The 19,187-nt window shown below is 56.1% G+C and carries 16 protein-coding genes; 12 read left to right on the plus strand and 4 right to left on the minus strand.

Annotated elements, in window-relative coordinates; genetic code table 11:
* Positions 1–83: 83 nt before the first annotated feature.
* Positions 84–773 (plus strand): phosphoribosylformylglycinamidine synthase subunit PurQ, encoded by a 690-nt coding sequence (gene purQ, locus FHI25_RS00450; RefSeq protein WP_008891732.1) that lies wholly within the window; start codon positions 84–86, stop codon positions 771–773.
* Positions 770–2,980, plus strand: a complete 2,211-nt coding sequence (purL, locus tag FHI25_RS00455; protein ID WP_120224558.1) for a phosphoribosylformylglycinamidine synthase subunit PurL — start codon at positions 770–772, stop codon at positions 2,978–2,980. The genes purQ and purL overlap by 4 nt, the downstream gene beginning before the upstream one ends.
* Before the next feature lie 78 nt (positions 2,981–3,058).
* Here the strand turns inward: purL and FHI25_RS00460 are convergent, their stop codons facing one another.
* Positions 3,059–4,243 (minus strand): Mrp/NBP35 family ATP-binding protein, encoded by a 1,185-nt coding sequence (locus FHI25_RS00460; RefSeq protein WP_210514043.1) that lies wholly within the window; start codon positions 4,241–4,243, stop codon positions 3,059–3,061.
* A 331-nt stretch (positions 4,244–4,574) separates the two neighbouring features.
* Here FHI25_RS00460 and hflK point away from each other — a divergent pair, with 331 nt between their 5' ends.
* The 4 genes from hflK to FHI25_RS00480 all read left to right on the plus strand — a co-directional run bounded on the left by hflK (position 4,575) and on the right by FHI25_RS00480 (position 8,588).
* Complete coding sequence (gene hflK, locus FHI25_RS00465; RefSeq protein WP_064779518.1) at positions 4,575–5,702, plus strand: FtsH protease activity modulator HflK; 1,128 nt, start codon at positions 4,575–4,577, stop codon at positions 5,700–5,702.
* Entirely contained in the window at positions 5,702–6,574 is an 873-nt protein-coding gene (locus FHI25_RS00470) for a protease modulator HflC (protein WP_064779519.1), read from the plus strand. The genes hflK and FHI25_RS00470 overlap by 1 nt, the downstream gene beginning before the upstream one ends.
* A 115-nt stretch (positions 6,575–6,689) precedes the next feature.
* A complete protein-coding gene (locus FHI25_RS00475) occupies positions 6,690–6,881 on the plus strand; it encodes a DUF2065 domain-containing protein (protein WP_210514045.1) in 192 nt (63 codons plus the stop codon).
* Positions 6,882–7,094: 213 nt separating this feature from the next.
* Entirely contained in the window at positions 7,095–8,588 is a 1,494-nt protein-coding gene (locus FHI25_RS00480) for a DegQ family serine endoprotease (protein ID WP_210514047.1), read from the plus strand.
* Between the two features lie 78 nt (positions 8,589–8,666).
* Here FHI25_RS00480 and serB read toward each other — a convergent pair whose 3' ends face one another.
* Positions 8,667–9,557 (minus strand): phosphoserine phosphatase SerB, encoded by an 891-nt coding sequence (gene serB, locus FHI25_RS00485; RefSeq protein WP_210514049.1) that lies wholly within the window; start codon positions 9,555–9,557, stop codon positions 8,667–8,669.
* Positions 9,558–9,763: 206 nt separating this feature from the next.
* Here serB and miaA point away from each other — a divergent pair, with 206 nt between their 5' ends.
* The 4 genes from miaA (at position 9,764) to ilvC (ending at position 14,400) form a co-directional block, all read left to right on the plus strand.
* Positions 9,764–10,732, plus strand: a complete 969-nt coding sequence (gene miaA, locus FHI25_RS00490; RefSeq protein ID WP_210514051.1) for a tRNA (adenosine(37)-N6)-dimethylallyltransferase MiaA — start codon at positions 9,764–9,766, stop codon at positions 10,730–10,732.
* Positions 10,733–10,884: 152 nt separating this feature from the next.
* On the plus strand, positions 10,885–12,648 hold the full coding sequence (locus FHI25_RS00495; RefSeq protein ID WP_210514053.1) for an acetolactate synthase 3 large subunit: 1,764 nt from the start codon (positions 10,885–10,887) through the stop codon (positions 12,646–12,648).
* A 106-nt stretch (positions 12,649–12,754) separates the two neighbouring features.
* Positions 12,755–13,264 carry an acetolactate synthase small subunit gene (gene ilvN / locus FHI25_RS00500; RefSeq protein WP_008891745.1) on the plus strand — a complete coding sequence of 170 codons (510 nt, stop codon included), beginning with the start codon at positions 12,755–12,757 and terminating at the stop codon, positions 13,262–13,264.
* Positions 13,265–13,380: 116 nt separating this feature from the next.
* Entirely contained in the window at positions 13,381–14,400 is a 1,020-nt protein-coding gene (gene ilvC, locus FHI25_RS00505) for a ketol-acid reductoisomerase (RefSeq protein ID WP_008891746.1), read from the plus strand.
* Between the two features lie 77 nt (positions 14,401–14,477).
* On the opposite strand, the gene FHI25_RS00510 is transcribed toward ilvC, so the two are convergent.
* Positions 14,478–15,671 (minus strand): MFS transporter, encoded by a 1,194-nt coding sequence (locus FHI25_RS00510; protein WP_210514055.1) that lies wholly within the window; start codon positions 15,669–15,671, stop codon positions 14,478–14,480.
* A 221-nt stretch (positions 15,672–15,892) separates the two neighbouring features.
* Here FHI25_RS00510 and FHI25_RS00515 point away from each other — a divergent pair, with 221 nt between their 5' ends.
* On the plus strand, positions 15,893–16,801 hold the full coding sequence (locus tag FHI25_RS00515) for a pseudouridine-5'-phosphate glycosidase (RefSeq protein ID WP_210514057.1): 909 nt from the start codon (positions 15,893–15,895) through the stop codon (positions 16,799–16,801).
* Between the two features lie 64 nt (positions 16,802–16,865).
* Here FHI25_RS00515 and FHI25_RS00520 read toward each other — a convergent pair whose 3' ends face one another.
* The gene (locus tag FHI25_RS00520) at positions 16,866–17,510 is read right to left on the minus strand and encodes a pyridoxamine 5'-phosphate oxidase family protein (protein WP_210514059.1); all 645 of its coding nucleotides are present in this window, start codon (positions 17,508–17,510) and stop codon (positions 16,866–16,868) included.
* Positions 17,511–17,628: 118 nt separating this feature from the next.
* Between FHI25_RS00520 and FHI25_RS00525 the strand changes: the two genes are divergently transcribed.
* On the plus strand, positions 17,629–19,149 hold the full coding sequence (locus FHI25_RS00525; RefSeq protein WP_210514061.1) for a PLP-dependent aminotransferase family protein: 1,521 nt from the start codon (positions 17,629–17,631) through the stop codon (positions 19,147–19,149).
* Positions 19,150–19,187 lie beyond the last annotated feature (38 nt).

The following is a 19,187-nucleotide window of genomic DNA, read 5'->3' on the forward strand; positions in this document are numbered from 1 at the left end:
CCCGTGGCGGGCGGGGTCTTGTCACGGCAGGGCCTTTGTCTATCGGGATTAAGTAACCGACACTAATCAAGAGACGGTATTTCATGAAATCCGCTGTCATCCTGTTTCCCGGCATCAACCGGGAGAATGACGCCATCGCAGCACTGAAGCAGGCCACCGGCACCGAGCCCACCCTGGTCTGGCATGGCGACACCGAGCTGCCAAAGACCGACATCATCATGGTCCCGGGTGGCTTTTCCTATGGCGACTATTTGCGTTGTGGCGCCATGGCGGCCAAGTCGCCGATCATGCGCGCGGTTGCCGAGCGTGCCAAACAGGGTGTAACCACCATTGGCGTTTGCAACGGCTTCCAGATCCTGACCGAGGCAGGCCTTCTGCCCGGTGCACTGATGCGCAATGCCAGCCTGAAATTCATCTGCAAGAACACGCACCTGAAAGTCGAAAATGCCGATACGCGCTTTACCAATCTTTATGGCGCAGGCGAGATTGTCGAATATCCGGTCGCCCATCACGACGGTAACTATTTTGCCGACAGCGACACGCTTGACCGCCTTGAAGGTGAAGGTCGCGTTGTTCTGCGTTACTGCGATGTGGATGGCAAAGTGGATCCGGCGACCAACCTCAATGGTTCACAGCGCAACATTGCCGGCATCATCAACGAGGCGGGCAACGTCCTTGGCATGATGCCCCACCCCGAAAATGCAATCGATCCGCTGCATGGTGGCACCGATGGCCGCAATCTGTTCAAAAGCATGGTGGAGGCAGCATCGTGAGCTCCAACGATTTCAACAGCACCCCGATCACGCCGGAACTGGTCAAGGAACACGGCCTGAACGAAGAAGAATACAAACTCGTTCTCGAAATCATGGGTCGCGAACCAAACATCAACGAGCTTGGCATTTTCTCGGTCATGTGGTCTGAGCACTGCTCCTACAAGTCGTCGAAAAAATGGCTGAAAACCCTTCCGACCAAGGCCGACTGGGTCATTCAGGGTCCGGGCGAAAACGCCGGTGTGATTGACATTGGTGATGGTCAGGCTGCCGTCTTCAAGATGGAAAGCCACAACCATCCGTCCTTTATCGAACCCTATCAGGGGGCCGCAACCGGTGTTGGCGGTATCATGCGTGACGTGTTCACCATGGGTGCACGTCCGGTCGCAAACCTGAATGCGCTTCGCTTTGGAGAGCCTGATCACCCGAAAACCCGCCACCTGCTGAGCGGTGTGGTCGAAGGCATCGGCGGGTATGGCAACTGCATGGGCGTTCCGACCATCGGTGGCGAAACCAACTTCCACGCTTCGTATAACGGCAACATCCTGGTCAATGCGATGACCGTGGGTCTGGCCGATACCGATAACATCTTCTACTCAGCTGCCGCTGGCATCGGGAACCCGGTTGTTTATGTCGGCTCGAAAACCGGACGTGACGGTATCCATGGCGCGACCATGGCATCAGCCGAGTTTGATGATGACAGCGAAGAAAAGCGTCCTACCGTTCAGGTCGGTGATCCGTTCACCGAAAAGCTCCTGCTGGAAGCGTGCCTTGAGCTGATGGCGACCGACATGATCGTCGCCATTCAGGATATGGGTGCGGCTGGCCTGACCTCCTCCTCATTCGAAATGGCGTCCAAGGGCGGCGTTGGTGTTGAACTTTGGCTTGATAAAGTTCCGATGCGCGAAGAAGGCATGACGCCCTACGAGCTGATGCTTTCAGAGTCGCAGGAACGCATGCTGATGGTCCTCAAACCCGGTTGCGAAGATGCCGCCAAGGCGATCTTTGACAAATGGGAACTCGACTTTGCCGTTATCGGTACGCTCACCGATACCAAGCGCATGGTTCTGAAATGGCATGGTGAAGTTGCCGGGGATCTTCCGATTGATCCGCTGGCCGAAGCATCGCCGGAATATGATCGTCCGTGGGAACCGACCCCGAAACAGGATCGCATCGATCCCAACAGCATTTCGGCCAAGGTCAGCCATGTTGACGCGCTGAAAACCCTGATCGCATCGCCCGACCTCGCGTCGCGTCGCTGGATCTGGGAACAGTATGACCATCTGGTGCGTGGCAACACGATTGTCCGTCCGGGCGGTGATGCCGGCGTTGTCCGCGTCGAAGGTACCAACAAGGGCCTTGCCGCGACCACCGACTGCACCCCGCGCTATGTCATGGCCGATCCGGTCGAAGGTGGCAAACAGGCCGTTGCCGAAGCATACCGCAACCTGGTTGCAACCGGCGCCAAGCCGCTTGCCATCACGGATAACATGAACTTCGGCAACCCGGAACGCCCGCGCATCATGGGTCAGTTCGTTGGTGCCTGCCAGGGCATTGGCGAAGCCTGCATCGCGCTGGATTTCCCGGTCGTGTCGGGCAACGTGTCGCTTTACAACGAAACCAATGGCGTCGGCATCATGCCGACCCCGGCCATTGGCGGCGTTGGCCTGATTTCCGATCTCGGTCACCATGCAACGATTGGCATCAAGCGCGATGACAGCGCTTTGATCATGATCGGTGCGGCCACCGGTGAACTGGGTCAGTCGCTGTATCTCAAGACCATCGAAGGTCGCGAAGAAGGCGCCCCGCCGCCGGTAGATCTGGGGGCTGAAAAGCGTGCTGGTACGCTGGTGCGTGAACTGATCGAACTGGGTCTGGTGCGCACTTGCCACGATATCGCCGATGGCGGCCTGCTGGTCACCGTTGCCGAGATGTGCCTTGCGGGCAATATCGGTGCAGACCTGCATCTGCCAGAAGCAGGCAGCGAAGTCGCATGGCTGTTTGGCGAAGATCAGGGCCGCTACGTGATCGCCACCCGCGATCCGGACAAGGTCCTGAACGCTGCCGGCAGTGCGAATGTCGCAGCCGTGATTATCGGTCAGGCCGGCGGTGACTCGGTCGTCATTGATGGCGGCGACAAAGTATCGCTTTCCGAGCTGCGCGAGCTTAATGAAGGCTGGATGCCATCCTTCATGGCCGAAGCCGTTTAATCAGGCCTCAGGCAAAACAAACAAAAAACCCCGCCGGAGCAATCTGGCGGGGTTTTTCTTTGCCTTCGAAGAGGACACTTATTTAAAGCTGATCTTGGGGAACAGACCTTTTTTCTTCGGCGCTTCTGCTGGGCCGACGCGCTCTTCGATGGCGGCGGCGATCTTGTCGGCAATCAGCCCATAGGCCTTGCTATGTTCGCCTTCGGGCTCTGTCTGGACAATAGGTTTGCCCTCGTCTGCGCCGAGGCGAATTTTAAGATCCAGCGGGATTTCACCCAGGAACGGCACGCCCAGTTCATCCGCCGCCTTGTGCGCGCCGCCGTGATCAAAGATGTGATCGACATGGCCGCATTCCGGACATTTGTAATAGGACATGTTTTCGATCAGCCCGAACACAGGCACATTGACCTTGCGGAACATGTTAAGCCCCTTGCGCGCATCCAGAAGGGCGATGTCCTGCGGGGTTGACACAATCACGGCCCCGGTCACCGGTACGCGCTGTGCCATGGAAAGCTGAATGTCGCCCGTGCCCGGCGGCATATCAACCACCAGCACATCTAGATCGTCCCAGTCGGTATCACGCAGAAGCTGTTCAAGCGCGCCCATTGCCATCGGGCCACGCCAGATCACCGGTTGTTCTTCTTCGATCATGAAACCGATCGACATGATCCGCATGCCAAAGGCCGATGGCGGGATCATTTTGCCCTGATGTTCTTTCGACGGCACCGGCTTGGCATCGCGAAGGCCCATCATGCGCGGCAGGCTCGGCCCATAGATATCGGCATCCAGCAGGCCGACCTTGAGCCCCTTGGCCACCAGCGACAATGCAAGGTTGACCGAGGTGGTTGATTTACCCACCCCGCCCTTGCCGGACGCCACGGTGACGATGCTGCGCACGGTCGGCAATTCCAGCGGCATCTGAACGCCACCCTGCGGGCGCTGGCCCGGCTGAGCCGGACGGCTTGGCTGTGATGGCTGCGACGGCTGTGTGCTTTGCTGGGCGGCGGCCTTGGGACGCTCTGCCGTAAGCGCCACACGGGCAGTTGTGACCCCGTTCACAGCAGCCACCGCTTTTTCTGCCGCTTGGCGCAAATCTTCGAGAGCGGGGCCGCGTTCGGGATCAACGGCGATCATAACATTGACAGTTTCGTCATGAATATCAATACCTTGCACCATGCCCTTGGCTGTGATTGATTGGCCGTCGACTGGGTCGATTACGCTATCGAGCGCGGCAGTAATCTGTTCACGGTTGAGGGAAGTCATATTGCGGTCTCCAAATTTCGGCTTAAGTCCGTGGTCACACAGAACTTGCAGGCGCGTATCATTGTTTTGCAAGGCAACCTGTCATATAAGGCCTAAGGGCATGCTCCGTCCAACAAGATTTCGTGAGTTTGCTTTTGGCTACAATCTGTTGCAGTACCAACCGGCGTATCACAGGTTGGGTACAAAACTGGTGAGAAAAAAGTCTGATTTTCCCGGCATGTCCGGGCTCTATCAGCGAATTTGATCTTGTTGGACGGAGCATGCATTGGGGCTTACCCCAAGCTCGGTAAACAAAGATAAACACCGAACGGCAAGAAGAGGAAGAAACTCGATGCCTTGGAATAATCAAGGGGGCGGTGGCCCCTGGGGCGGCGGCGGAAACAAAGGTGGCGGCCAGAACCCGTGGGGACAGCGTCCTTCCGGTGGTGGCGGCGGCGGAAATACGCCCCCCGATTTTGATGAAATGATTCGTAAAGGCCAGGAACGTCTTAAACGGCTGTTCCCCGGTGGTGGCGGATACAAGGGCTTTGTCCTGATCGGTATCGCCGTAATCGGGTTGTGGCTTTTGACCGGTTTCTATCGTGTCCAGCCAGGCGAACAGGGTGTAACGCTTCTGTTCGGTAAATGGGTTGGCACCACGGGTCCGGGTCTGAACTACTTCCTTCCGGCCCCGATTGGCGAGGTCATCAAGCCGAACGTCGAACGAACCAACCAGATCGAGGTTGGCTATCGCGGTGCAGGCACGGTGACATCCAACGGATCGCGTGATGTGCCCGAAGAAAGCCTGATGCTGACCGGTGACCAGAACATCATCGACATCGATTATGTTGTTCAGTGGCGTATCAGCGATGCAGGTTCCTACCTGTTTAACGTGCGTGATCCTGAAAACACCATCAAGCTGGCATCTGAAAGTGCGATCCGTGAGGTCATCGGTAAAACCGACCTTGAAGAAGCACTGACTGTTGGCCGTGTCCGGGTTGAAGAACAGACCCGTACCCTGCTTCAGGAAATCATGGACGGTTATGAGTCCGGTATTTTCATTGCCGAAGTGAAAATGCAGAAAGTGGACCCGCCGCGCGACGTTATCGATGCCTTTAACGATGTGCAGCGTGCCCGTCAGGACCGTGATCGTTCCCAGAACGAAGCACTGGCCTATCGTAACGACATCATCCCGCGTGCAAAGGGTGAAGCAGAACGTCAGGTTCTTCAGGCCCGCGCATACAAGGATCGTGTCACCAAGGAAGCAGAGGGTGAAGCTGAACGCTTTAACTCCATCTACAATTCCTTCCTGACGGCCAAGGATGTGACGACCCGTCGTCTGTATCTGGAAACCATGCAGGAGATCCTGAGCAAGTCTGACAAGATCATCATGGAACAGAACGGCGAAGGTAACGGCGTTGTCCCGTATCTTCCGCTTCCGGAAGTTCAGAAACGTGCGAATGCAGGAGGCAACAACTAATGGCAAGTCCTAAACTTATTGCCGCTGGCGTCGTCCTGGTTATTGCTGCTGTCGTTGGTTCGATGTGCGTGTTTACCGTACGTCAGGATCAGCAGGCACTCGTTCTTCAGTTTGGTAATCCGGTCCATGCGGTTTCCGAACCGGGCCTGCATTTCAAACTGCCGATCCAGAACGTTGAATATTACGAACGTCGTATTCTGGAACTTGATCCGCCGGTTCAGCAGGTTCTTCTGTCTGACCAGAAGCGTGTCAATGTTGACAGCTTTGCACGTTGGAAAATCATCGATCCTTTGATCTTCCGTCAGCGCGCAACCAACTCTGCCAACTTTGTGCAGCTGTTTGGTCAGCGTCTGAACTCGGTCATCCGTGGTGAGTTGGCACAGGCCCCGCTTGTGACGCTTCTTTCGGACAACCGTGCGCAGATCATGGAGAAAATCCAGTCGACCCTGATCAAGCCGGCAGAAGAGTTCGGTGTCGAACTGATTGACGTTCGTATCGGTCGTACCGACCTTCCGCAGGAAACGTCGCAGGCGGTATATAACCGTATGCGTTCTTCGCGTATTGCCGAAGCAGCACAGCTTCGCGCAGAAGGTGAAGAGCTCAAGGCGAAGATCCAGGCAGAAGCTGATCGTGAACGTATCGGCATCATCGCCGAAGCCAACCGTCAGGCCGAAGTCCTGCGTGGTGAAGGCGATGGGCAGCGGAACGTCATCCTGGGTAAAGCGTATGGCAAGGACGCGGAATTCTTCGAATTCTATCGTTCGCTCGAAGCCTACAAAATTGCGCTTGATAACGGGTCGACCATGGTGCTTTCACCAGACAGCGAGTTTTTCCAGTACTTTAATAAGTCTGGCCCAGCGACAAGCCGCTAGACAAAACATAAGGGCGACCTGCATATTGGGCTGGTCGCCCTTTTTGTTTTTATAAATTCGATTTGTCGGACGACAGTCTGACAGATCACAAAGAAACGCCGGAACGTCCCTGATCATGAAGGAACTTGCAACAGCCATACTTCTGGCCATCGCGTTGGAAGGTATGCTTTACACGCTGTTTCCCGGCGGCCTGAAAAGGGTGATGGAGCTTGTTCAGGAAATTCCTGAATCGCAGTTGCGCATTGGCGGTCTGGTTGCCGCTGTCGTCGCGATTGGTGGAATATGGGCAGTACGGACCTGGCTTTAGCAACCGGGCTCAGGATCAGGGGAACTGCCGCGCAATCGGTCCTCGTCACGATATTGTGCTTACATTTCCTTGATTTTTCCCAGTGCCGCCCAAATTCTGCCAAAGTCGGGGTTAAGTTGATTACTTAAGCGACGGGTGAAATACAGTCCCGCCGCGCGCTGCTCAATGAGAATGACACATACCGTGAACGCGGCAACGAACAGGATCAGACACATGCTAGACGCATTATACAACCCGGTGCGGGCGAAGGTAACCGCCGCACTGGTGATTGTTCTCCTTGGCGTGACCAGTGTTTCGCAGATCGCGAATGCCCGCCCCGCTCCTGAGAGTTTCGCAGACTTGGCCGAAAAGCTTCTGCCGACTGTTGTAAACATTTCCACAAGCCAGATGGTCGCCGAACGACAGGGACCGGACTTCCAGTTCCCTCCCGGCTCGCCATTTGAAGATCTTTTCCGTGATTTTATGGACCGCAACGGTCAGGGTGGCCAGGGCGGACCGGCGCCGCAACGCCGCCGTGCGACCGCGCTTGGTTCGGGCTTCATCATCTCGGCTGATGGTTACATTGTCACCAACAACCACGTGATTGACGGTGCCGACGAAATCACCGTGCGCCTGCATGATGGCGATACGCTTGATGCCGAACTGATCGGCCGCGACCCGAAAACCGACGTCGCCCTGCTTAAGGTCGAACCGAAAGAAGATCTGCCCTTCGTCAAATGGGGCGATTCCGACAGTGCACGTATCGGTGACTGGGCAATGGCAATCGGCAACCCGTTCGGCCTTGGCGGTACGGTAACCGCCGGGATTATTTCCGCACGTAACCGCGACATCAATCAGGGCCCGTATGATGACTTCATTCAGACGGATGCCTCGATCAACCGTGGTAACTCTGGCGGTCCGCTGTTTAACCTTGATGGTGACGTGATCGGCATTAACAGCGCGATCTATTCGCCTTCGGGTGGTTCGGTCGGTATCGGCTTTGCCATTCCGGCGGGCATCGCACAAAGCGTTGTCGAACAGCTCAAGGAATATGGCCGTACCCGTCGTGGCTGGTTGGGTGTTCACATCCAGACCGTTACCGAAGACATCGCGGACTCGGTTGGTCTTGATGAAGCAACCGGTGCCATGGTTGCCGGCGTTTCCGAAGATGGCCCGGCGAAGGCCGCCGGCATCAAACAGGGTGACGTCATCCTGACCTTTGATGGCAAAACGGTTGAGTCCATGCGTCGTCTGCCGCGCATTGTCGCAGAAACCAAGATCGGCAAGGAGGTCGATGTTGTGATCTGGCGCGATGGCGAAAAGCAGACCGTCCAGGTCGAGCTTGGCGAACTTGAGGAAGAAGTCGTCGCGACAAACGCAGACAGCTCCCAGGAAGAGCAAGCACCCGCTGTTGCCGAGGCCAGCGTCGATGAACTTGGCATCAAGATCGCCAATGTCGATGAAAGCCTGCGTCAGCGTTACAACCTTGCCGAAGGCTCCGAAGGTGTGATCGTCACCGAAGTTTCCGGCGACAGTTATGCCGCCGAAAAGGGTGTTCGCCCGGGCGACATTATCATCGAGGCTTCGCACAGTTCGGTTGATTCGGTCGAAGACGTTGTCGATGCGGTCAAAGCCGCCGTTGACGATGACAAACGCACCATCCTGATGCTGATCGAAACATCGGCTGGCCCGCGTTACTTCGGCCTGACGCTTTCGACCGAGGAATAAGCCATCGGGCTTAAGTTGATATCAAAAAAAGGGCGGCCTGATCATCAGGCCGCCCTTTTCGTTTGAACCGTTCGTACCTTACGAAACGAAGTCCGACTTCGCGTAGCCCTGCAAATACAGAAGTGCGGTCAGGTCACCGTGATTGATGCAAATGCGCGCCTGTTCCTGAACCGATGGCTTGGCGTGGAAGGCAACGCCAGTCCCCGCAAGCGAGATCATCTGAAGATCATTGGCGCCATCGCCAACCGCAATCGCATCATCTACCGTAATGCCTTGCTGGGCGGACAGGGCTTCAAGTGCATCGACCTTGGCCTGACGATCAAGAACCGGCTTCTGAACCTTACCGGTCAACTTGCCATCCTTTTCAATCAGGACATTCGCCTGATCGTAATCAAAGCCAAGCTCGGCCCGAACGGCACCGGTAAAGAAATCAAATCCACCTGACACCAGGGCAACAAACCCGCCATTGGCCTTCATGGTCGCAACCAGTTGCTTTGCCCCGCCGGTATAGTCGACCGTTTTCCAGGCTTCTTTCAGCATCTCGGTCGACATGCCTTCAAGAAGACCAACGCGTTCATCAAGGGCGGCTTCGAAATCAAGTTCACCATTCATCGCACGTGCGGTGATCGCCGCCACCCGGTCCTTGACCCCAGCAAACTCGGCCAGTTCATCAAGGGTTTCACCGGTGACAATCGTGCTGTCCATATCGGCAATTAAAAGCTTCTTGCGACGTGTGGCAACCTTCTGGGTGATGGCATCGACCGGAAGCTCTGCCTCGGAAAGCGTCGTGTCGGCGACATCAAGCGGGATCCCGTCAAAAGTAAGATCGCAGGCCTCACCATCTGCAAGCCACGTCACATCCCCGACCAGTGCGCCCGCCCCGGTCAGCGCGATTGCCGCGTTATCAATCACGGCCTTGGTCAACGCATTCGAATTCGGGGCGGCAATCAGGGTGAGAACCAACTTCATGGTCTACGGGCTCCTTGGCGGAAAAGGCATAAAACATCGTTGTCGCCTTTATCCGAATTGCGCCGGACTGTGGCAAGAGAACTTTCGCATCGTCGGTGGCCGGGACGCATTATTTACCGTGAAATTGCGTCGTAAATTCCTATGCCTGTCGCGCCGAACCCAATAGACTGGCCGACCTTTGAACACGTTACCCTGAAGGCACCCTGATGTCGGCCATCCAAGCCAGCAGTTCTTTTGCCCCTGTCCTGATCGTCGCTGGCCCGACGGCCAGTGGGAAGTCGGCACTCGCCCTTGATCTGGCAGAGGCCTTTGACGGGGTGGTGATCAATGCTGATAGCATGCAGGTCTATAAGGAACTGCGTGTACTGTCTGCACGCCCTGATGACAGTGAAATCGCACGTGCACCGCATCGGCTGTATGGCGTGCTGTCGGGGCGCGAGGCGTGCTCAGCCGGGAAATGGCGTGAAATGGCGATGGCCGAGATTGCCGATTGTCATACCAGTGGCAAACTTCCGATCATCACCGGGGGTACGGGCATGTATCTGAATGCCCTGACCGAGGGGATCGCACCGATCCCCGATATCCCGACGCGGATTCGCGATCAGGTCACAAACGAGCTTGAAGAACTTGGCCACACGGCGTTTTTTGCCAAACTTCAGGCCGAAGACCCTGAAACCGCCGCCAACCTTGATGGCAGCAATACCCAGCGGCTGATTCGCGCCGCCGAGGTTTTTGCCCATACCGGCCGCGGACTGGCAAGCTGGCACACGGAACCGGTGATCACCCCGCCCGAAAACATGAAATTCAAGAAACTTTGTTACATGCCGCCGCGCGACATTTTGTATGACCGCTGCAACCGGCGTTTTGATCTGATGATCGAACAGGGTGCGATTGACGAGGTCAAAGGGCTGCTTGCCTTGGAATTGCCTGAAACAGCGCCGGTTATGAAGGCTGTCGGCGTGCGCGAGATTGCAGCTTACCTTGCCGGGGAGATTGATCTGGCCACCGCCAAAGAGAAATCACAGCGCGAAACCAGACGCTATGCAAAGCGGCAATTAACCTGGTTCAGGCATCAAATGTTAGCCAAGGAAATCATCGACGCGCAATATTCGGAAAGTTTGGCGGCAAAAATGCGTCATGATGTTAACCAATTTCTGTTGACCACGCCAAAGTGAGGCGATAGGTTGGCCCTTCCCCCGCCGAAATGGCGGAAAACCGCCGTTTAGGCGGATTTTTCAACTCCAATTCGAGGATAATTGGATCATGTTTCAATCACGCGGTTATCACGCGACACGTTGTTGTCGCTAAGTAAAGAGGCTCGAAAATCATGGCAGAACGTATTTTAAGCGGTTCGGAAGTAGTGTTGCAGGCCCTTGCTGATCAGGGTGTGGAAGTCGTGTTCGGCTATCCTGGCGGCGCTGTCCTACCGCTATATGACGAGATATTTAAACAGAACCGGATTCGTCACGTTCTCGTGCGCCATGAGCAGGCTGCTGTCCACGCTGCTGAAGGTTACGCCCGCTCGACCGGCAAGGTCGGCGTTGTGCTGGTGACCTCGGGGCCGGGTGCGACAAACGCCGTTACGGGCCTTACCGACGCGTTGATGGATTCCATTCCAGTTGTCTGCCTGACAGGTCAGGTCCCGACCCATCTGATCGGGAATGATGCCTTCCAGGAAGCCGACACCACCGGCATTACCCGCCCGTGCACCAAGCATAACTATCTGGTGAAAAATCCGGATCGTCTGGCGCGCACGATGCACGAAGCCTTCCACGTCGCCTCAAGCGGCCGTCCGGGCCCGGTCGTTATCGACCTTCCCAAGGACATTCTGGTTGGCAAGGCACCGTATCTGGAGCCGGCACAGGTTCAGCACCGCACCTATAACCCGGTGGTCAAGGGCGAACGCAGCCAGATCGAAGAAGCCATGGAAATGCTGGCATCGGCGAAAAAGCCGATCCTGTATTGCGGCGGCGGCGTGATCAATTCCGGCATGCAGGCCTGCAAGCTTCTGACCGAGTTCACCCGCATGACCGGTGCGCCGATCACGCTGACCCTGATGGGTCTGGGGGCTTATCCGGCATCCGACAAACAGTATCTCGGCATGCTGGGCATGCACGGCACCTACGAAGCAAACATGTCGATGCATGATTGCGATGTCATGGTCGCCATCGGTGCACGTTTCGATGACCGTGTCACCGGCAACCTCGATTTCTTTGCGCCGAACTCGCAGAAAATCCAGGTCGACATTGACCAGAGCTCGATCAACAAAAACGTTCCGGTCGATATCGGGATCGTTGGCGATGTTGGCCATGTTCTTGAAGACATGATCAAGATCTGGAAAGCCAAGCAGTACAAGATCGAAGCCAACGCACTTGATGGCTGGTGGAAAGAAATTGAAGGCTGGCGCAGCAAACACTGCCTTTCCTACAAACAGCCGACCGACGTTATCAAGCCGCAGCACGTTATCCGCCGTGTTCATGCGCTGACCCGTGATCGCAAGACATACATCACCACTGACGTTGGCCAGCACCAGATGTGGGCAGCCCAGCATTTCGGGTTCGAACATCCTTATGAATGGATGACATCTGGTGGTCTGGGTACCATGGGCTATGGCATGCCAGCTGCCCTTGGCGTTCAGGTCGCCCATCCGGATGCGACCGTGGTGTGCTTTACCGGTGATGCGTCGATTATGATGAATATTCAGGAATGCGCGACGATGACGCAGTATCGTCTGCCGATCAAAACTGTGATCCTGAACAACCGTTATATGGGCATGGTCCGTCAGTGGCAGCAGCTTCTACACGGGTCGCGCTATTCCGAAAGCTATAGCGAAAGCCTGCCCGACTTCGTCAAACTGTCCGAAGCCTTTGGCTTCACCGGCATGACCTGCAATAACCCGGCGGATCTTGATGATGCCATCAAGAAGATGCTGGAAATTGATGGTCCGGTGATTTTGGATGTCGCTGTCGATGATAAGGAAAACTGCTATCCGATGATTCCGTCGGGCAAGCCGCACAATGAAATGCTGCTTGGGCAGGAAACCAACGGCGACGAAGCCATTGATTCCGACGAAGGGATGGTTCTGGTCTGATCCGCACAAACAAACAATCTGTGCGAATTGATCCCATCACATCAAAATGAAAAGGCCGGCGCGGGCGGCACGTTCTGCCCCGACCGAGCCCTAGCGGAGCGAAACCGTGAAAGAAACCGAAATTTCGAAACACACCATATCCGTTCTGGTGGATAACGAGTCCGGCGTTCTGGCCCGTGTAATCGGGCTGTTTTCCGGTCGTGGCTATAACATTGAAAGCCTGACCGTTGCCGAAGTCGACGCCGACGCCCACCAGTCGCGCATCACCGTGGTTACCTCGGGCACCCCGATGGTAATCGAACAGATCAAGGCACAGCTTTCGCGTCTTGTCCCGGTGCACAAGGTCAGTGACCTGACCCTTGCCGGGCCAAGTGTCGAGCGCGAGCTTGCCCTGGTCAAAGTGATCGCAACGGGTGAAAAACGTGTGGAATCCCTGCGTATTGCCGACATCTTCAAGGCACGCGCAGTGGATGCGACCAACAATTCCTTCGTGTATGAAATCATCGGCAGCCCTGAAAAAATCGACGCCTTCATCAAATTGATGGAGCCGCTTGGGCTTTCGGAAATTTCGCGTACCGGTGTGGCAGCGATTTCGCGCGGCACACTGACGATGTGAGTTTGCCCTGCCCGGTGATCCGCATCGGGTACGGCATTGGGGCCTGCCCCATAATAATTATTACCATCCACCACGCATGAAAATCAGCGTGGTCCAACGTCCAGAGGTATCGAAAGATGCGTGTTTATTACGACCGCGATGCAGATGTTAATCTGATCAAATCCAAAAAAGTTGCCATCATCGGTTACGGTTCGCAGGGCCATGCCCATGCGCTGAACCTCCATGATTCCGGCGTTAAGGAAGTTGTTGTTGGTCTTCGTGAAGGCTCCAGCTCGCGCAAGAAAGCCGAAGCTGCCGGTCTGAAAACCATGACCCCGGCCGAAGCTGCTGCCTGGGCAGATGTTGTCATGATGCTGACCCCGGATGAGCATCAGGCTGCGATCTATGCTGATGAGCTGCGCGACAACCTGAAACAGGGTGCCGCCCTTCTGTTCGCACACGGTCTGAACGTTCATTTCGGCCTGATCGAGCCGCGCGCTGATCTTGACGTCATGATGATCGCACCGAAGGGTCCTGGCCACACGGTTCGTTCCGAATACAAGCGTGGCGGCGGTGTTCCGTGCCTCGTGGCTATTGAACAGAACGCATCTGGCAACGCGCTTGAAGTTGCTCTGTCCTATGCTTCGGCGATCGGTGGCGGTCGTTCGGGCGTTATCGAAACCACCTTCCGTGAAGAGTGCGAAACCGACCTGTTCGGCGAACAGGCTGTTCTTTGCGGCGGTCTGACCCAGCTGATCAAATACGGCTTCGAAACCCTGACCGAAGCTGGCTATGCGCCGGAAATGGCATATTTCGAGTGCCTGCACGAAGTTAAGCTGATCGTTGACCTGATGTATGAAGGCGGTATGGCCAACATGCGTTACTCGATCTCCAACACCGCAGAATACGGCGACTATGTCACCGGCCCGCGCGTGATCGATCCGTCTGTCAAAGAACGCATGAAAGAAGTTCTTACCGACATTCAGGAAGGCAAGTTCGTCCGTGACTTCGTTCAGGAAATGCATTGCGGTCAGCCGATGTTCAAGGCAACCCGTCGTCTGCATGCTGAACATGAAATCGAAGAAGTTGGTACCAAACTGCGCGCGATGATGCCGTGGATTGCTGCAAACCAGCTCGTCGACAAAGAAAAGAACTAAGCACAGCTTAGCTTGTTCTTACGCAAACGGCCGTCCCGATGGGGCGGCCGTTTTGCTTTGGGCATTTCGGGTTTGGCCTATCCGCCGTGTTTCATCTGGCTGACCGGAAAGCGCAATTCGGTCGCAGCCCAGATCACCACACACAGGACCGACACCCCGACGCCGAGAACCACCACGGCAGGCCAGCCACCCATGCCATAGGCGATGGCTGAACTGGCCGAGCCACAGGCACCACCCAGAAAGTAACTGGCCATATAGCCCGTGGTCAGGCGGCTGCGGGCCTCGGGGTTCAGGCGATAGACCTCGCTTTGATTGGAAATATGCGCCCCCTGAATGCCCAGATCGATCAGGACCACACCAAGCGCAAAGGCAATCAGCGACCATTGCCCCCAATACAGCAGCCCCCAGCTTGATACGGTGGTCATCAGGAAAGCACCAGTGCTGAGCCGCGCCCAACCCCTGTCGGCGAGCTTTCCGGCAATCCGGGCGGCCAGAATGCCGATTGCACCAATCAGGCCATAAAGCCCGATCACGGCTTCGGACATGCCATATTGGCGCACCAGCATGAAGGCCATCGAGGTCCAGAAAATCCCGAACACAGCATATTGCAGCCCGCCAATCAGACTGCGGCGGCGCAAGACCGGTTCATCGCGAAACAGATGCAGGATCGAAAGATACAGCGTACGGTAACTGGTATGCGAGGTCGGCGGGATATGCGGAATGATCCGGTAACAGGCCACCGCATAAATCGCCATCAGGACAGAAGCAGCAATAAACACCGACCGCCATCCGGCAAGCTCCGCCATGATGCCTGAAAATGTCCGGGCCAGAAGAATGCCCAGCAACAGACCACCCATCACCGCCCCCACCGCAGACCCGCGTTTGTCATCCGTCGCCAGGTGGGCAGCCAGCGGCACAAGGATTTGCGCAGTCACACAGGTGATCCCGACCGAAATACTAAACACCACCAGCATCAAAAATGATGGCGCCAGCCCCATCGCCAGCAACCCGACCGAGGTCAGGGCCGAGGTCACGGTCAGTAATTTGCGCCGTTCATGATGATCACCAAGTGGCACCACAGCAATCAACCCGGTCAGATAGCCAAGCTGCGCCACGGTCACCAGAAAACCGGCACTGGTTTCGCTCAACCCATATTCACGTGCAAGCAGTTCCAGCAATGGCTGAACATAATAAAGACTGGCAACGGACAGACCGCTTCCGACCGCCATAAAGATCAGGAGGCCGGTGGTCAGGGTGGGCTTGGAATGCATTCTAAGATGGGCCTTGAACGGGTTGGTGGTGGGTTTACGATAGCCGCCAAATCAGAGACTTACAATGCAGTGCCTGACACAGGTGCCGTGCCGCGATGGCATTGGTTGCCCCGCAACGCACAGCAGCCATTCGTAAAACACCCTGCTTTACGCTGGATTTCAAAGGTCGATCTGTTTAATTCTGGCCTTTAAAACTTTAAACCAGATATGAGCATATCGGAATGTCGGACTATATTGATATCGCCCCCGAGGTCGCAGAGGCCTTTGCCGCAGGCAAGCCTGTTGTTGCCCTTGAATCAACCATCATTTCCCATGGCATGCCCTATCCGCAGAACCTTGAAACCGCGCGTGCGGTTGAACAGGATGTGCGCGATAACGGTGCGATCCCGGCCACCATCGCCGTGATTGGCGGTCGCTGTAAAATCGGGCTTTCCCCCGAGGGACTGGAATATTTCGCCAAGGGAACCGACATTCTTAAATTGTCGCGTCGTGATATCCCCTATTGCCTTGCCAAGAAACGCGACGGTGCCACCACCGTATCGGCAACCATGATCCTGGCGGAAAAGGCCGGCATTCGCGTCTTTGCCACGGGCGGCATTGGCGGGGTTCATCGTGACCTTGCCGGTAATTTCGATGTGTCGGCCGATTTGACCGAGCTTGGCAAAACCAGTGTTGCGGTTGTCTGCGCCGGGGCCAAGGCGATCCTTGATATCCCCAAAACGCTTGAACATCTTGAAACGCTTGGCGTACCGGTTATTGCCTATGGCACCGATGAATTCCCGGCATTCTATTCGGTTGAAAGCGGTCAGAAGGCCCCGCTGCGCCTTGATACCCCCGAAGAACTTGCAGCTTTCCTGAATTCGAAATGGGAATTCGGCCTTGAAGGTGGCGCCGTTATTGGCAATCCGCCAGAAGCCGACAAGGCACTGGCGCGTGAAGCTATCGAAGGGGCAATTGAAGATGCCCTGATCGAGGCCAAAGAAAAAGGCATTCAGGGGCGCGATGTAACCCCGTTCCTTCTGGCCCGCGTCACCGAGTTGACCAAGGGCAAAAGCCTTGAAGCCAACATCGCGCTTGTGCGCAATAACGCCCGCCTTGGTGCGAAAATTGCCGCCGCCATGGTCGACTGATCGGCACTTGCCACCTTAAAGACCAAAAGAAACAGGCTGGCAAATCTGCCAGCCTGTTTTGCGTTTAACTGCGTTGATAGCCTTTGCCCTCGAACCCGGGCTTGATGCGCGCATCGTCAACCGGCGCACCCCACGTCGTTGTGCAGGGCAGGACACCGGCCCAGACAGACCAGTCATAGTCTTCATCGTCATCGACCGGATCGCCGGCGCGAATCTTTGCCGAAACCTGGTCCAGATCAAAGCCCAAGAACATGGTTGCCTTGAGTTCCTGTTTGTTGGGATGACGGATGTGTTCCCACCTGCCCGGTTCCAGTTTTTCGGTAAACAGCCGGGAATGTTCCATCTTTTCGGCGTCATCACTCACCACTGTTCCTTTGCCGTAAATAACCACCGAGCGGTAATTGGCTGAATGGTGAAACGCCGAACGCGCCATCACCAGACCATCCAGATGCGTGATGCACAGACAGGCTTCTGCCCCGTATGCGATCGCGGCCAGTATGCGGTTCTTTGACGCGCCATGGATATAGATCCGCTCCCCCACCCGCCAATGGGCGGTCGGGATCATCGCCGGGCGCCCATTGACCACGGTTCCGACATGGCAAATCAGGGCATCATCAATAATGCCATGCACCTGATCGCGGTCATAACTGGCACGATTAGGCCCCCGGACAACTTTGGTGTGGGGATGGATTTCGTATTGATCGGACATGGCGGGACCTCTTCGTCAAAAATCAGGCGTCGAATTTGACCCGATCATGGATCAAATTGGACTTTTCAAAAGGTCCATTATAATAAAATTGATAGAGCCAATTTTCACCGGGGTCGCTATGGTACGCAGTAATTACAGCTGGATTTATCCAAGCCAGTCGGACAATACCGCCGATGATAGCGGCACCACCGCCTATCGCCGCCTGTATCACGGGATCAGATCGGCCATTCTGGATGGGCGGCTGCATCCGGGCGAACGCCTTCCGGCCAGTCGGGATCTGGCCAAATCGCTGCGAATCTCACGCAACACGGTGGTGACCAGCTTCGATCTGCTGACATCGGAAGGCTATCTTGAAACCCGGGTCGGCGCCGGAAGCTTTGTCGCCAGCAGCCTGCCTGACCGGGACATGCAAACAGGCGACCACGGCCCGGACAAAAAATCCCTGACGGCAAACGATCGCCCAATACGGCTTAGTCAAAGTGCCCAGCGCATGCTGACCTATCAGCGACGCTTTCCGCGCTTTCGCATTGCCCGTCCGTTTAACCCGGCAACACCCGATCTTGACGGTTTTCCCTTCGATCTTTGGGCGCGGTTGTTGCGCCGGTCATGGCGCGCGCCGGATATTGATCTGACCATTCCTGATGATCCGCTTGGATTGCCGTTGCTGCGTTCTGAAATTGCCAAATGGCTTCGGCAATCACGCGGGGTGAATTGCAATGCCGATCAGGTGATGATTGTTTCGGGCGCGCAGCAGGCGCTTGACCTTGCCGCACGTGCCCTAGTCGATCCCGGCGATATCATCGCCACCGAGGACCCGGGCTATGAGGGCATTCGGGGCGTTCTGGCGTCAAGTGGTGCTGTGGTTCAGCCGATTACGGTTGATGAGGATGGGCTCGACATCGAAGGCCTTGCCCAAACGCTTTCCCCGGCCCGGATCGTGGTCACCACACCATCGCGTAACTATCCATTGGGTACGACGCTTTCGCTTGCCCGGCGCCTCGCCCTTTTGCAGTGGGCGCAGGATAATGATGCCTGGATTGTCGAGGATGACTATGACAGCGAGTATCGCTATGACGGGCCGCCGCTGTCATCCCTGCAAGGCCTTGATACCGATAATCGGGTGATCTATGTCGGCACGTTTTCGCGCGTACTGTTTCCCGGTATCCGGCTTGGTTACCTTGTGTTGCCGCCGGCACTGGTTCCGGCCTTTCGCGGCATTCGCGGTTTTGCTGATGGTGTTCCGGCACCGACAACACAGGCCGCCCTTGGCGCCTTTTTCGCCGAGGGGCATTTTGGCAGTCACGTCCGGAAAATGCGCCTGCGCTACGGCGAACGGCGTTCGCACCTTAAGAACCTGATCACGGCGGACGCATCCGATATTCTGTCGGTAATGCCTTCGGACGGGGGATTGCATCTTTGTGCCCGTTTGATCGGGGATCAGGACGACATAGAAATGCAGGAAGCCTTGGTGAAGGCGGACCTTGATTGTCGTGCATTATCTTCGTATTTCCACGATCCCCGGTCAAAAAGTGGGCCGGAACCCGTGCGCGGTCTTGTGCTTGGTTTCGCCGGATGGAAAAAAGATGTTCTTTCGGAAAGTTTCAGTGAACTGGTCAGAACCATCAGACGTAAGTCTTGATGTACCCCGAGCCAGAGAGAGCGGCATGACTTCCCTCT

Source organism: Thalassospira sp. ER-Se-21-Dark (assembly GCF_017922435.1).
In the GTDB taxonomy this organism is placed as follows: domain Bacteria; phylum Pseudomonadota; class Alphaproteobacteria; order Rhodospirillales; family Thalassospiraceae; genus Thalassospira.